A 14089-nucleotide genomic window follows, 5' to 3' on the forward strand; every position below is an offset into this window, starting at 1 on the left:
TCACACCCACGTCCGGGGGCGGAAACGGTTGGCCCGCTCCACCAGTTCGATCCTCTCGTCGCCGGGCTCCGCAAGCCGGGCGAGCATCCGGTACGAACGCTCCAGCCCGAAACGCAGGCCACGCTCGTCCAACTCACTGCCGAGCAGTGTCTTCGGCCTGTCCGCCCCGGCAGACGCGTGCGCCTGCGGGACCGCGGACGAAGCCGTGGGACTACCGGAGAGTACCCAGTCGAGCGCCGTCCCCAGCACCTCTGTGGACAACTGCTCCCGGCGCACCGCGTCCAGACCGAAGCCGACCAGCCCCGACACCTGGGCCGAGGCGGCCATCAGATCGGCGATCAGCGGCTCGTCCGGCGCCCGTTCACGCAGCCGGGCCCGTACCGCGGCGACCCGGGCCGCCGTGTAGTGGATCGACGCCTCCGGTACGGACTCCAGCGCCCTGACGGCCCCGGTCCGGTCCCCGGCGGCGATCCGTACCCGGGCCAGGCCGAACGCGGCGCTGACGAAGCTCGGGTCGGTTGTCCACACCAGCCGGTAGTACTCGGCGGCGTTGTCCAGCTGGCCCAGGACCTCCGCGCAGATCCCCAGCGCCAGCTTGGGCGCCGGCTCACCGGGGAACGCGTCGTACACCGCGTCGAAGGAGAGTGCCGCGTTCTCGTGGTCGCCGGTCACCAGCGAGGTGAGGCCGCGGTACCAGACGACCCGCCAGTCGTCCGGGTACGTGCCTTCCAGGTCCGTCAGGGCCTGTCCCGCGGCGCCGAGTTCGCGCATCTCCAGGCGGGCGCGCAGCTCTCGCAGCCGGGTCTCCAGCGACGGCGCGGGTGCGGCCTGCAGCGCGCTGATCAGTTCGGCGGGGGCGGTGGTCATCAGCCCGGCGAGGAACCCCGCGTTGGGGTCGCTCGCGTCGACCCGGGGCACGGGCAGCGCGAGCGAGGTGGACGGCACGTCGAGCCTGGCCAGCCGGGGGCCTTCGGCGGCGTACGGACCGGACGGCAGACCGGGAACGCCGACCGGGAGCCGGGGGGCCGGAATCGCGACCTGGGTCTGTGTGTACGAGAAGGCCGCGCCGCCCGGTCCCGCAGCGCCGCCGGCCCGGACGTGCGTGGGCGGTGCGGTCAGCGGACCGGCACCCGGCGCGGCGTAACCGGCCGCGACCGGCGCACCCGCGGGCAGCGCGCCCGGTCCCGGTCCGGCGGGCGGCACCGCGGGCGGGACCGGGGCCGAACTCACGACAGCGGTCACCGCCCCGGTCCGCCGCCGCCCGAAGCGCCCTGACGGTGCCGACGCCGCAGCCCGTGCCCCCAGCCGGGACACATCGTCCGTCAGCTCGGCGAACAACTGCGTGTCCGTGACCCGCACTTCCGTACCGAACAGCGTCGACAGCGCCGGGCGCGGCCGACCCGTCTGCAGTGACACCACCTCGCGCAGCACACCCGTCAGCTGCTCCGCCATCTCTGCCGCAGAGGCGAACCGCCGCGCCGGATCCGGGTCGGTGGCCCGCACCAGCAGTCGGTAGAACGACTCGTAGGTCCGGAACACCTCGATGTTGTCCGGGTCCGGGAGCGAGTCCACGAAGACGTTGGTGTAGCCCTGGAAATCGAAGGTGAGCACCGCGAGCGTCCGCGCGACCGTGTACAGATCGGACGCGACCGACGGACCGGTCTCCGCGACCTCCGGCGCCTGATACCCCACCGTGCCGTAGATGGCCGACTCGTCGTCGTCCATCCTGCGGACCGCGCCCATGTCGATCAGCTTCAGCTGGTCCTCGGTCTGGATCGCGTTGTCGACCTTGAAGTCGCAGTACAGCAGGTTGCGGCTGTGCAGATGACCGAGTGCCTCCAGCGCCTCGATGCCGTACGCGCACGCCTGTTCGACGGGCAGCGGATCACGCTTTCCGGCCGGGGTGCGGCGCTCGTTCGCGATCTCCTTGAGCGCCTTGCCGCCGACGTACTCCATCACTATGTAACCGTCGAGCGAGCCCGTGCGCTGGTCGAGATGCTCGACGAAGTTGTAGATCCGGACGATGTTGGAGTGCTCGATCTCGGCGAGGAAGCGGCGCTCCGAGATGGCGGCCGCCATGGCGTCCTGGTCACCGGTGTCGAGCAGGCCCTTGAGGACCACCCAGCGGTCCGACACCGCACGGTCGACCGCGAGATAGACCCAGCCGAGCCCGCCGTGCGCCAGACAGCCCGCGACCTCGTACTGACCGTGCACGATGTCGCCCTCGCCGAGCTTGGGCACGAAGGAGTACGGGTGACCGCACTTGGTGCAGAACCCCTCCGTACGGCCCGCCCGTTCGCCCCGGGCCCGGCCCACCGGCGCTCCGCAGTCGGAGCGCGAACAGAAGCGCTTGCGTTCCGGCACCTCCGGGTTCGCCATCACCGCCGAGCGCGGGTCCGGACGCGGCACGTCCGGTACCTGCACCAGGCCCGCGCCCAGCCTGCCCCGGCCCGACGCGCCCGTGGACGAACCGGAGGAACGCACCGAAACCGAACGGGACGTGGCGCCACCGGACAGCGAGCGCGAGAGCCGCCCCGAAACGGAACGCCGCGACGTCGACGAACGGGACGAGGAACGCGAAGAGGCCCTGGACGAGACCCGCGAACTGCTGTTGCTGCCCCGACTGCCTGCGCTGCCGCCACTGCCCCGACTGCTCGCCCCACCGCCGCCCGCGATCCCGGTGGGCGGCGAGCTCACCAGGCCGGTCGGTGAGACGACCGGAGCCAGACCGCAGGTGTCGCAGTACAGCTCACCGCCGCCCATGTCCTCGTAATTGCCCTCGCACGCGGGGCGCTGGCACTGCGTACTCATGGTCCGTCCCCCTGTTCGCCCCGCCGCGGCGGTCCTTCCACCAAGTACGTATACGTGCTCATCGCCGGTCCTCCGGTCCCGGGGCCCGGCGCTGGGACAGCAGTTCGGTCGCCATCTCCTGGTAGCGCAGTACGGCCTGCGCGGCGACCCGTAGATCGCACGGCGCGCTCCACAGCATCCGGCGCGCCGCGTCGTACCGCTCGATCAGCAGCGGGTCCTCGGCCAGACCGTGCCGGGCGACCTTCGCCTTGTACGCGTCGAGCCGGCCGCGCAGCTCCGCCCGAACGGCCAGCGGGGCCGTGACCGCGGTCAACGACTCACGGGCCCGCAGCAATTCCTCCTCGGCCTCCTGCTCCAGGGTCTCCAGGAGCGGGGAGAGCCGGTGCCACTGGGCGTGCCTGCGGTACTCCGACGCGGCGGCCAGCCGCTCCTGGAGCGCCGTCGCCGGACCGCTCACCGCGGGCACCTCGGACGCGGCGATCTTCGCCAGCACCTCGCCGCGTGCCGACCGGGCCTCGGTCAGGGTGCGGTCCGCGCGGGACAGGACGTCACGCAGCTGGACCAGCCGCTGTTCGGCGTCCTGCCGGACCGCGAGCACGGCCTCGATCTCGCGGCGTACGTCGTCCAGGGCGCGGGCCGCCCGGTCGTAGCGCGTCGTGTCCGGGCGGCCGCCGCCGGGCGCCGAACTCCCGGGACCCGACAGCCAGAAGGAGAGCGGATCGGAGATCACCTGCACCCGCAGCGTGGTCAGCTCATGGGTGATCGCCGCCAGGTCGTCACCCGCGGGGTGCTCACCCGGGCGTACGCCGACGGAGTGCGCCAGCGAGCGGGTGCGGTGCAGCTCGGCGGCGAGCAGGTCTATCCGGGCGGGCAGCGCGGACCACACGGCGTCGGACGCGACGACCATGTCCAGCGAACGGGCGTACAGCTCGTTCATCCGGGCGACCAGCTCCTCCAGCGTGAACCGCTCGGAGAGCTTGGCCGGGCCCGTGATCGACGGATCGGGGCGGCCCGCCGCGTGTGCCACGGTGATGCCCTGGCCGCGCAGCAGTTCGGTGAGGGCCAGCAGATCGTCCCGGTTGGGGTACCTCCGGCGCGCCCGCACCGTACGGGCCGCGGCCAGCGCCCCCGCGTAGGCGTCGAAATATCCCCACAGCAGCGTGATCGACTGCTCGGTGGTGGCCCAGCGTTCCTTGGTGACACCGGTCAGATCGGCGCCCTCCAGGAGCCGGCGGCCCGCGTGGTCCTGCAGGGCGAGGAGCGAGGTCTCGATCGCCTCGTGCTCCGCGCCCAGCCGGGCCAGCGCACGGTCCACCTCGTCCCGGTCCATGACCGGGCCGGGGGGCCTCCCCGCGTAGCCGGGGAAGGGGCCCGCGACGCCCATCGATCACCTCTCCGCTCCTCCTGCCGGGACGGGCCCGGCAGGATCAGGTCCACTGCCTCGCCGGCCGGGTCCGCGCCGTCGCGCACACCCGGCCGGCCCGGCACTAGTTGCTCCGGTACTTGGGGGCCGGCGGCGCCGTTATCCCCGGCAGACCGTCCTCCAGCCAGTTCCGGTACGACCGCATCCAGAGGCTGTCCTTACCACCCCTGCGGTAGTCGACCAGTACCTGGTTGACCCGGGCCACCAGATCGTTCGCGCCGAGCTTCGTCGCCACGCCGTAGTACTCGGTGGTGAACGGCTTGTCGCCCTTGAGCTCGACCGCCGGGTCCTGGGCGGCCTGGCCGGCCGCCAGCGCGTTGTCCGTGACGATCGCGTCGACCTCGCCCAGTTGCAGCCGCACCAAACAATCCAGCTGGTTGGGGACGGTGAGCTGCTCCTCGTCCGCCGCCGTTCCGTCGTGCGGGTCCTTGAAGACCGCGCCGAACGACTGCTTCTCCAGCGCCTCGTAGGCGGTGGAGCCCTCGGCGGTGCAGATCCGCTTCCCGGCCAGGGACTTGTCGAACCCGGTGATCGTCGAGTCCTTCGGTGCGAGGACCTGCTGCCCGGCCTGGAAGTAGGCCGTGGAGAACGAGACCTGCTTCAGCCGGCTGCAGTTGATGGTCATCGTCCGGACGACGACATCGACCTTGTCGTTCTCCAGGGCGGCGATCCGCTGGTTGGTGGGTATGGCACGGAAGATCACCGCGTCGCGGTCGCCCAGGATGTTCTCGGCGATGGCCCGCACCAGATCGATGTCGAACCCTTCGAGCTGGTCCTTGTCCTTGTCGGCCGCCGGATTGCGGTATCCCCAGCTGAAACTGTTCTGGTCGACGCCCGCGATCAGCTTTCCGCGCTTCTTGATCTTCTCGATACTCGGACCGCTGCCGGACGACGGCGGCAGGCTCGCCTCCGGGTCCGTGCAGTCGTCGGCCCGGGCCTGCACCGCCTGCGCCGTACCCGGCCCCGAGGCGTCACCGCCGAAGACGTCGGCGCCGCCGTGGGAGAGCGGCAGCAGGGTGAGCGAGGCCGTCACCGCGCAGGCCACGGCCATGCCCGTCACCCCGCCCCAGCCGCGGGTGGACCACCGGCCCGTGCGCTTCCTGGTCATCGCTCCCCCTCTCACCGGTACTCCGAGAGCCTGCGGTTGACGCCGACGATCGCGGCCACGGCAGCCAGCGCGGCCAGCGCGGCGGCCCCGGTCGGTAGTCCGCCCAGCGCCCCGCGCCCGTCCTTCGCGGCCCGGGTGAACTCGTCCTGCTCATGGGCGAGCGCCAGCTCCAGCGCGTCGTCCACCCGCTCGAAGGACTCACCCGTCGAGTCCTTCGGCCCGATGATCTGCGTCCGCGCGCCCTCGTAGTCGCCGCCGTCGTCAGCCGTGCGGGCGGTCCGGTGGCGGCCCTGCCACTCGGAGACGGCGTCGACGGCCTTCGTCACCGGCCCGCTCCCCTGCTCGTCGTCGGCGGCAAGCTTCCCGGCTCTCCTCAGCTCTTCACCGAGGGCCTTCATATCCGTGGTGTAGTCGGTCTCGTACTTGTCGTTCTTGCCGTCCGGGGTGAGCACCGCGCCGCGGGCGACCAGAGTGAGGTTCTCATTGGCGCGCGCCTTCAGCGAATCGATCCTCGCGTGGTTGAGGACATCGAGGGACTGCTGCCCGTTCACATCGGCGGCATGCAGCTCGGACCGCGCCACCGTGTGCCCCACGGCCAGCCACAGCAGCACCACGGTGGACGCCGCGGTCGCGGCGAGCAGACCGCGGTTGAACACCCGGTGCGTCCTGCGGTAGTTGCGCCGCTGTGCCCAGAAGAGCGCGGCCAGTGCCACGACTCCGAGCCCGAGCGAGAAGAACGGCCAGGCCCTGGCCGCGTCGTTGTCCCGGCCGAGCCTGCCGGTCTCCGCCGCGTACAGCCGCTCGGCGGCCGGCAGCAGGACGTTGGTCATCTGCTGGTTCGCGTACCGGAGATAGGCGCCGCCCAGTGGCAGGCCCTGCCGGTTGTTGGCGCGGGCCCGCTCGATCAGGCCCGTGTACCGGGGGAGTTCCTCGTTGAGCGTGGTGATCTCGTGCCCGGACGTCGTCGACGTGTCCGTGTTGGCCGCGGCCTTCACCAGCAGCCGGGACGCTTCCTTGATGTCCTTGTTGTACCGGTCGTGGACATCGCGCGGCTCCTGCGCCCCGGCCAGGAAGCCACTCGCCGCAGTGGTGTCGGCGTCCGCCAGCGAGCGGTAGATGGCCGCCGCGTCGGCGCTCAGGGGCTGACTGCGGCTCACCACGTCGTCGGCGGCGGACGCCCGGTCGGCGATCTCGAAGGCCGTCACGGCCCCGAACGCGACGACGAGCAGGGCCAGTACGGCCCCGACGATCCGGAGCCTGCCCGGTTCGGTCGTCGCCGCGGCCCGCAGCCGTTCCGCCGTCGCGGACCAGGCACCGCGTTGCGGCGGAACGGGTACGGTCGCGGGCGCGGGCAGCTGTGCGCGCGTGTGTTCCGGCGCGGTGCGTACGTTCGGCGGGTGTGTCACTCGACCTCCCCCTCGGTCACTGACGGTGGCCCGGCCCCCGGCCGGTCGGAGGATGGTGCCCGGCCAGAAGTATGGCCGCAGGGACCGACATCCACACCACGAACGTCCGGATCCTGCATCGATCCACGGATGCGATCACACGCACCCGGACGCGATCACACGCATTCGATCAAGGCCTGAGCCGCCGATCAAGCCGATCGGCGGACCAATCCCCGAAGCGGACCGATCTCCCTACCCATGAACACGTTCGGGACAACTGATCGGTTCCCGTACGCAAGGGGCGTCCCGTGGCGCGCATCGCCGCGGGACGCCCCGGGAAGAGGCCGGCCGGATCAGCTGTACTGCGCACGCAGCCTCTCGTGCACCTCGGCCGCCGCCCCCGCGTGGTCCAGGCCGAGCAGCGCGGCCCCCAGCACCGGCGGCTCCGTCACCACCCGGACGACCGCCTTCGGGGCACGTACCGCGAGGAGTTCGGAGATCCTGCCGTCCAACCGCGGATGGCGGGCCGCCAGCACGCCACCGCCCAGCACCACCGGCACCTCCTCGTCCAGCAGATCCAGCCTGCCCAGCGCGACCGACGCCATCGCGACGACCTCCTCCGCCAGCCGGTCCACCAGCGCGCCCGCCACCGGGTCCCCGGCCGCCGCGGTCGCGAAGAGCACCGGAGTCAGCTCGTGCCGGCGCTCGAACTCCACCCGGCCCAGGTGCAGCGCCTCGATCAGCGCGTACATCGAGTCGAGCCCGAAGTGTGCGGGCAGCGTGCGCGCCAGCTCGGTCGGCTCACCGCGGCCGTCCTCGGCCCGCGAGGCGTACCACATGGCCTCCTCTGCCAGCCCCGAACCGCCGCCCCAGTCACCGGATATCCGGCCTATGGCGGGGAAGCGCGCGGTACGCCCGTCCGGCACCATGCCGACACAGTTGATCCCCGCACCGCAGACCACGGCCACGCCCCGGGGCTCGTCCACCCCGGCGCGCAGTATCGCGAACGTGTCGTTGCGCACCTCGACCGTGCGACCCCACTCCCTGCGGGCCAGGGCCTCGGTCAACTCGGCCTCCTCCACCGGGAGATCGACGTTGGCCAGGCACGCCGACACATGCTCCACGCCTGCGACGCTCCGCTCGGACATGGCCAGGGCCTGTCCGAGCAGCGAGGCCAGCACGTCCAACGCCGCCTCCACACCGACGACCGGTGGCTGGAAGCCACCGCCGCGCGCCGTCGCCAGCACTGTTCCGTCCTCACCGATCAGCGCCACATCGGTCTTGCTGTTCCCCGCATCGATCGCGAGGACCGAAGCGTTCACGCCCACGCCAGGTGCTCCCGGTTGTGCGCGATCAGCTTGTCGGTGAGCGCCTCGGCGTACTCGAACTGGCCGATCAACGGATGCGCGAGCAGCGCCTTGAACACTGCGTTTCTCCCACCGGCCCGCCCGGTGGCTCGCCCCCCGCGAAGCGCGGCCTCCAGGGCGAGGTCCTCGTACGCCGTCACCTGGGCGATCAGGCCGGCGTACAGCGGGTCCAGCTCCGGCACGGCGAGCGGTGTCGCGCCCGTCCCGTCGACCCTGGCCTGCACCTCGATCACTGCGTCGTCCGGCAGGAACGGCAGCGTCCCCTTGTTGTACGTGTTGACCACCTGCACCGGGCTGCCGCCCGAGCCGAGCAGGGAGGACGCCAGGTCCACCGCCGCCTCCGAGTAGAAGGCGCCGCCGCGCTTGGCGAGCAGCGCGGGCTTCTCGTCCAGCGCCGGGTCGCCGTACATGGCGAGGAGTTCCTTCTCCATCGCGGCGACCTCGGCCGCCCGGGACGGCTTGGTGCCGAGCTCCCGTACGACCTCGTCGTGCGCGTAGAAGTAACGCAGGTAGTACGAGGGGACGACGCCGAGCCGGTCGACGATCGCCCGGGGCATGCGCAGATCGTCCGCGATGGCGGCACCGTGCTCGGCGAGCAGCCCCGGCAGGACGTTCTCGCCGGCCGGGCCGCCGAGGCGCACCCCGAGCTCCCAGGTCAGGTGGTTGAGCCCGACGTGGTCGAGGTGCACCTCACCGGGGGCGACATCGAGGAGCCGGGCGAACTTCCGCTGGAGGCCGATCGCCACGTTGCACAGGCCGACGGCCTTGTGCCCGGCCTGGAGCAGCGCCCGGGTGACGATGCCGACCGGGTTGGTGAAGTCGATGATCCAGGCTTCCGGGTTGGTGCGGCGGACCCGCTCGGCGATGTCCAGGACGACCGGGACGGTGCGCAGCGCCTTGGCGAGGCCGCCGGCCCCGGTGGTCTCCTGGCCGATGCAGCCGCACTCCAGCGGCCACGTCTCGTCCTGGTTGCGGGCGGCCTGGCCGCCGACACGCAGCTGGAGCAGGACCGCGTCGGCGTCGGCGACGCCCGCGTCGAGGTCCGAGGTGGTGACGATCCTTCCCGGGTGGCCCTGCTTGGCGAAGATCCGCCGGGCGAGGCCGCCGACGAGTTCGAGACGGTCGGCCGCCGGATCGACGAGCACGAGCTCCTCGATGGGCAGCGTGTCCCGCAGCCGGGCGAAGCCGTCGATCAGTTCAGGTGTGTAGGTGGACCCGCCACCAACTACTGCGAGCTTCATAGGTCAGCCCTTTACTCCGGTCAGTGTGACGCCCTCGACGAAAGCCTTTTGGGCGAAGAAGAAGACGAGGATCACGGGGGCCATGACCAGTACGGTCGCGGCCATGGTCAGGTTCCAGTCGGTGTGGTGTGCGCCCTTGAAGGATTCCAGGCCGTAACTGAGTGTCCAGGCGGCCGGGTTCTCGGAGGCGTAGATCTGCGGGCCGAAGTAGTCGTTCCAGGCGTAGAAGAACTGGAAGAGCGCGACGGCGGCGATGCCAGGCTTGGCCATCGGCACGACGACCCGGAGCAGCGTGCGGAACTCACCGCAGCCGTCGACCTTCGCCGCGTCGAGGTACTCGTTCGGGATGGTCAGCAGGAACTGCCGCAGCAGGAAGATGGAGAACGCGTCACCGAAGGCCATCGGGATGATCAGCGGCCAGAGCGTGCCGGACAGGTCCAGCTGCTTCGCCCAGAACAGATACATCGGGATGACGACGACCTGCGGCGGCAGCATCATCATCGAGATGACGAGCATCAGCGACAGATGCCGCCCGCGGAAGCGGAACTTGGCGAGCGCGTACGCCACGGGCAGCGACGACACGACGGTGAGGACGGTGCCGAGCCCCGCGTACAGCAGGGTGTTCTTCCACCAGGTCAGGAAGCCCGGGGTGTTGAACACCTTCTGGTAGTTGCTCCACTCGAAGGGGTGCGGCCACAGATCGCGGGTCAGCGCCTGCTGGTCGCTCATCAGCGAGGTGAGCAGCAGGAAGACGAACGGCAGCACGAAGAAGAGCGCGGCCGCGACGCCGAGCGCGTGCACGGCGATCCAGTTCAGCAGCGCCTTGCGGCGTGCCGTGTGCTCGGCCGGGGTGGCCGGTCCGCTCGCCCGGTCGGCTGCCTCGAGGGTGTCGAGACCCTGCGCCACGTCACTCACCTGCCTGGATCAGCCCGCTGCGGCGCCGCATCAGCAGTGCGGTGAACGCCATGGCGAGTACGAAGAGAACGAGCGCGACCACGCAGGCGGAGCCGTAGTCGAAGCGCTGGAAGCCGAGGTTGTAGACGAGCTGCGGAAGCGTCAGTGTCGACTTGTCGGGATACCCCGGTTCGAACTGCTGCCCGGAGCCGCCCATCACGCCCGAGGCGACCTTCCCCGCCACGAGTGGCTGGGTGTAGTACTGCATGGTCTGGATGATCCCGGTGACCACGGCGAACATCACGATCGGCGAGATGTTCGGCAGGGTGACGAAGCGGAACCGCTGGAAGGCGGACGCCCCGTCCAGCTCCGCCGCCTCGTACTGCTCCTTCGGTACGTCGAGCAGCGCGGCCATGAAGATCACCATCAGGTCGCCCACCCCCCACACCGCGAGCGCGGTGAGCGCCGGCTTGGACCAGGTGGCGTCGGTGAACCAGCCCGGCGTGGGCAGCCCCAGCCCGCCGAGGATCGAATTGACCGGCCCCGTACCCGGGTTGAGCAGGAAGACGAAGCCGAGGGTCGCCGCGACCGGCGGGGCCAGGTACGGCAGGTAGAACAGGGTGCGGAAGACCCCGGCGCCCGTCTTGATCTTGGTGATCAGCAGTCCGACACCGAGGCCGAACACCACCCGGCAGGTCACCATGACCACGACCAGCCAGAGCGTGTTGCGCAGTGCGGGCCAGAACAGCGGGTAGTCGGTGAAGACGAACGACCAGTTCTTCAGCCCGCTGAACTCCGGCGCCGCGAAACCGTCGTAACTGGTGAAGGAGAAGTAGAGCGTGGAGATCAGCGGGTAGGCGAAGAAGACGCAGAACCCGATCAGCCACGGCGACATGAACGCCGCCGTTCGGAGCGCCGACCGGCGGCGCTTCGAACGGAGTGTGTACGTGGCCGTGCCCGTACGCGTAACTGTGCTCATCGCGGTGCTACTTCGCCTGTGCGATCGCCGCGTCGATTTCCTTGGCGGTCCTCTCCAGACCCGCCTTGATGTCCGTCTGCTTGCCCTTCTCGATGTCGAATCCGAGGTTCTGCAGGGACACCAGGTACGCGCCGCCGTTCACCGAGGGCGGGGTGGTGGTGCTTTCCGGGTTCGCGGCGATGTCCAGGAACGTCTTGAACCGCGGGTCGTACTTCAGCCTCGGCGACTTCAGTGCCTCCAGCGTGGACGGCACATTGTGAATGGCATTGGCGAAGTCGACCACCGCGTCGGTGTCGGTCGTCATGAACTTCACCAGCTCCCAGGCCGCGTTCTGCTTCTTCGAGGTGGCGGCGATACCGGCGATGGTGCCGGTCAGATAGCCCTTGCCGTAGGTGTCGGCCTCGTCGTCGGCGACGGGCATCGGGGCCACCCCGATCTCGAACTTCGGCTTGGTCTCCTCGGCCATCCCGAGCCGCCACTCGCCGTCCAGCTGCATGGCCACCTGGCCCGTGTGGAAGGGGTGCTTGGCGCCCCACTCGTCGCCGAACGCCGTACGGTACTTCTCCAGCTTCTCGTAGCCACCCAGGTCGTCGACCAGCTTCTTCTGAGCGGTGAGCATGGCGGCGAACGCCGGGTCCTCGGCGATGTTCGACTTGCCGTCCGCGTCGAAGTACTTCGGGTTCCAGCTGCCGAGGTAGTGCTCGGTCGTCGACTCGTAGCCGTGGTAGTTCGGCATGAAACCGAGCTGCTCGTACGAATCGCCCTTGGTCTTCGTCAGCTTCTCGGCGTCCGTGGCGAATTCGGACCAGGTCTTCGGCGGGCTGCTGATGCCGGCGGCCTTGAACGCGTCCTTGTTGTAGTAGAGGCCGTACGCGTCACCGAGCAACGGCACGGTGCAGCGCACACCGTCGAACTGCGTGTACTCGTTCATCGCCTTGGGGAAGGTCTTGTCCGGGTCGATCCCGTCCTTCTTCAGGAAGGGGTTCAGATCGACGAAGGCCTTCGACGAGCAGAACTTTCCGACGTTGTTCGTGGTGAACGACGAGACGACGTCCGGGGCGTTCGAACCGCCCGCCCGCAGCGCCTGGTTGATCTTGTCGTCGGTCATGTTGCCGACGACCTTCACATGAATATTGGGGTGCGCCTTCCGGAAGGCGTCGATCGTGTCCTGGATTCCCTTGACCTCGCTCGGTGCACTCCAGCCGTGCCAGAAGTTGATGGTCGTGTCCTTGGACGCGTCATCACTGGCACCGGAGTTGCTCTGCCCCGTACAGGCGGACGCGAACAGCGATATCGCGGCGGTCGCGGCGAGCGCGGCGGCCGTTTTCCGGCGGTTTCCGGACATGGCGGTGACTCCCGTTGGAGGATGAAGGGCGAAGGGTGACGGCGGAGTGACGGCGGAAAAGGGGGATCAGCGCGACGTGTCGAAGACTTCGTCACGCGTGGTGGCGAGTGCGCTCTCCAGCGCGCCGCGCAGGACGGGGCGATGCGTCACGGCCCCGGCGATCAGCCGGGGCCGGGAGGCCGCCAGCTCGGCGAGCTCGGACTCGACCCGGACGCGCAGCGGCTCCCCGCCGGCCGCGATCAGCTCGCCGGACAGCACGACGACTTCCGGGTCCAGTACGGCGACCATCGAGGCGAGGCCGGTCGCGAGGCCCGTGGCGAACAGATCGAGGAGCCGGGGGTGCGGGCCGCCCCCGCCCGCCTCCGCGGCCTCGGCGGCCCGGGTGATCAGGCCGGCCGCGACCTCGTGATGGGTGCCCGAGCCGCGGACCGGAGCGTCGTCGATGCCGAGCTCCCGGGCCAGCCGAGCCAGCACCTGCGCGCCCGCCAGCTCCTGGAAGCCGCCCGAGTTCGCCTTGGTGACCTGGCGGACCAGCGGGGCGCCCGGCACCGGCAGGAAGCCGACCTCACCGGCACCACCGGTGAAGCCCCGGTGCAGCCGTCCGTTGATGACGAGGGCGGCACCGAGCCCCTCCTCGTTCCACAGCAGGACGAAGTCGTCGTGCCCGCGCGCCGCACCGAGCCGCTGCTCGGCCACCGCGACCAGGTTCACGTCGTTCTCGTACTCGACCGGCATCGGCAGGAACGCGGCCAGTTCGTCCAGCAGGGTGGGGGAGTGCCAGCCGGGCAGATGCGAGGCGTACCGCAGCCGCCCGGTCCCGGGGTCGAAGGCGCCCGGGGTACCGATGACGACCCGGTGCACATCGGAGCGGGTGAGCCCGGCGTCCTTGACCGCCCCGTCCAGTGCCTCCGCCACCTGCCGCACCACGGAGTCGGCGCGCCGCCTCGGGGTGCGCAGCTCGAACTCCCCGACCGTCTCACCGGTCACATCGGCGACGGCGGCGACGATCCGGTGCGCGTTCACATCCAGCCCCGCGACATGCGCGGCCCGCGCGTTGACCGCGTACAGCTGGGCGTTGGGCCCGGGCCGCCCGGCCACGGTCCCGGTCGCGACGACCAGCCCGGCCGCCTCCAGCCGTGCCAGCAGCTGCGACGCGGTGGGCTTGGAGAGGCCGGTCAGTTTCCCGATCCGGGTCCTGGAGAGGGGGCCGTGCTCCAGCAGCAGATCGAGGGCGGCCCGGTCGTTCATGGCCCGCAGAACGCGGGGGGTGCCCGGTGTGGTTCCGGCCATGAGCACTGCACCTGCCTCTGTTAGGAAAGTTTCCTATTCGGTGAGAGGACGGTATGCGCACGCCACCGGGGCGTCAATGGGCAGTGCCGCGGTGGCAATCAAAGCGTTACCCGGGCCGCTTCCGGAATGTGGCGGTCCTCGGCGGTGCATCCCCGATCAGGCTACGGGCGAACCGAGTTGAGCTCATGTCGACTCGCTCGCCGGCATATGCGTGAGGGGCGCCCCGCCGACCTCGCGGGGCGCCCC

10 protein-coding genes are annotated in these 14089 nt (G+C 70.5%); all 10 read right to left on the reverse strand.

The features are described 5' to 3' along the window. The 10 genes from ACFU8Q_RS16055 to ACFU8Q_RS16100 all read right to left on the reverse strand — a co-directional run bounded on the left by ACFU8Q_RS16055 (position 1) and on the right by ACFU8Q_RS16100 (position 13843). Positions 1-2811 carry a tetratricopeptide repeat protein gene (locus ACFU8Q_RS16055; protein WP_384453489.1) on the reverse strand — a complete coding sequence of 937 codons (2811 nt, stop codon included), beginning with the start codon at positions 2809-2811 and terminating at the stop codon, positions 1-3. Between the two features lie 58 nt (positions 2812-2869). Then, positions 2870-4195: a hypothetical protein gene (locus tag ACFU8Q_RS16060; RefSeq protein WP_384453492.1), complete on the reverse strand. Its 1326-nt coding sequence runs from the start codon at positions 4193-4195 to the stop codon at positions 2870-2872. 103 nt (positions 4196-4298) lie between these two features. Further along, positions 4299-5342, reverse strand: a complete 1044-nt coding sequence (locus tag ACFU8Q_RS16065; protein ID WP_384453495.1) for a glutamate ABC transporter substrate-binding protein — start codon at positions 5340-5342, stop codon at positions 4299-4301. A gap of 11 nt (positions 5343-5353) precedes the next feature. After that, positions 5354-6748, reverse strand: coding sequence for a hypothetical protein (locus ACFU8Q_RS16070; RefSeq protein ID WP_384453498.1), 1395 nt, complete (start codon positions 6746-6748; stop codon positions 5354-5356). Positions 6749-7080: 332 nt separating this feature from the next. Further along, positions 7081-8055, reverse strand: coding sequence for an N-acetylglucosamine kinase (locus ACFU8Q_RS16075; RefSeq protein WP_384453500.1), 975 nt, complete (start codon positions 8053-8055; stop codon positions 7081-7083). Then, a complete protein-coding gene (locus tag ACFU8Q_RS16080) occupies positions 8046-9335 on the reverse strand; it encodes a 6-phospho-beta-glucosidase (RefSeq protein ID WP_384453503.1) in 1290 nt (429 codons plus the stop codon). The genes ACFU8Q_RS16075 and ACFU8Q_RS16080 overlap by 10 nt, the downstream gene beginning before the upstream one ends. 3 nt (positions 9336-9338) lie before the next feature. Beyond that, positions 9339-10241, reverse strand: coding sequence for a carbohydrate ABC transporter permease (locus ACFU8Q_RS16085; protein ID WP_384453506.1), 903 nt, complete (start codon positions 10239-10241; stop codon positions 9339-9341). 1 nt (position 10242) lies between these two features. Continuing rightward, positions 10243-11124, reverse strand: coding sequence for a carbohydrate ABC transporter permease (locus ACFU8Q_RS16090; protein WP_384453517.1), 882 nt, complete (start codon positions 11122-11124; stop codon positions 10243-10245). Between the two features lie 91 nt (positions 11125-11215). Then, positions 11216-12553, reverse strand: a complete 1338-nt coding sequence (locus tag ACFU8Q_RS16095; RefSeq protein WP_384453509.1) for an ABC transporter substrate-binding protein — start codon at positions 12551-12553, stop codon at positions 11216-11218. A 66-nt stretch (positions 12554-12619) separates the two neighbouring features. Then, a complete protein-coding gene (locus ACFU8Q_RS16100) occupies positions 12620-13843 on the reverse strand; it encodes an ROK family protein (protein ID WP_384453512.1) in 1224 nt (407 codons plus the stop codon). Between the last annotated feature and the right edge of the window lie 246 nt (positions 13844-14089).

Source organism: Streptomyces sp. NPDC057543 (assembly GCF_042801895.1).
In the GTDB taxonomy this organism is placed as follows: domain Bacteria; phylum Actinomycetota; class Actinomycetes; order Streptomycetales; family Streptomycetaceae; genus Streptomyces.

What these genes read in the sequence shown, in the direction of transcription:
- ACFU8Q_RS16055 (WP_384453489.1), bottom strand. Translation starts at nt 2,811, where the DNA reads ATGAGTACGCAGTGCCAGCGCCCCGCGTGCGAGGGCAATTACGAGGAC.
- ACFU8Q_RS16060 (WP_384453492.1), bottom strand. Translation starts at nt 4,195, where the DNA reads ATGGGCGTCGCGGGCCCCTTCCCCGGCTACGCGGGGAGGCCCCCCGGC.
- ACFU8Q_RS16065 (WP_384453495.1), bottom strand. Translation starts at nt 5,342, where the DNA reads ATGACCAGGAAGCGCACGGGCCGGTGGTCCACCCGCGGCTGGGGCGGG.
- ACFU8Q_RS16080 (WP_384453503.1), bottom strand. Translation starts at nt 9,335, where the DNA reads ATGAAGCTCGCAGTAGTTGGTGGCGGGTCCACCTACACACCTGAACTG.
- ACFU8Q_RS16090 (WP_384453517.1), bottom strand. Translation starts at nt 11,124, where the DNA reads ATGTCGCCGTGGCTGATCGGGTTCTGCGTCTTCTTCGCCTACCCGCTG.
- ACFU8Q_RS16095 (WP_384453509.1), bottom strand. Translation starts at nt 12,553, where the DNA reads ATGTCCGGAAACCGCCGGAAAACGGCCGCCGCGCTCGCCGCGACCGCC.
- ACFU8Q_RS16100 (WP_384453512.1), bottom strand. Translation starts at nt 13,843, where the DNA reads ATGGCCGGAACCACACCGGGCACCCCCCGCGTTCTGCGGGCCATGAAC.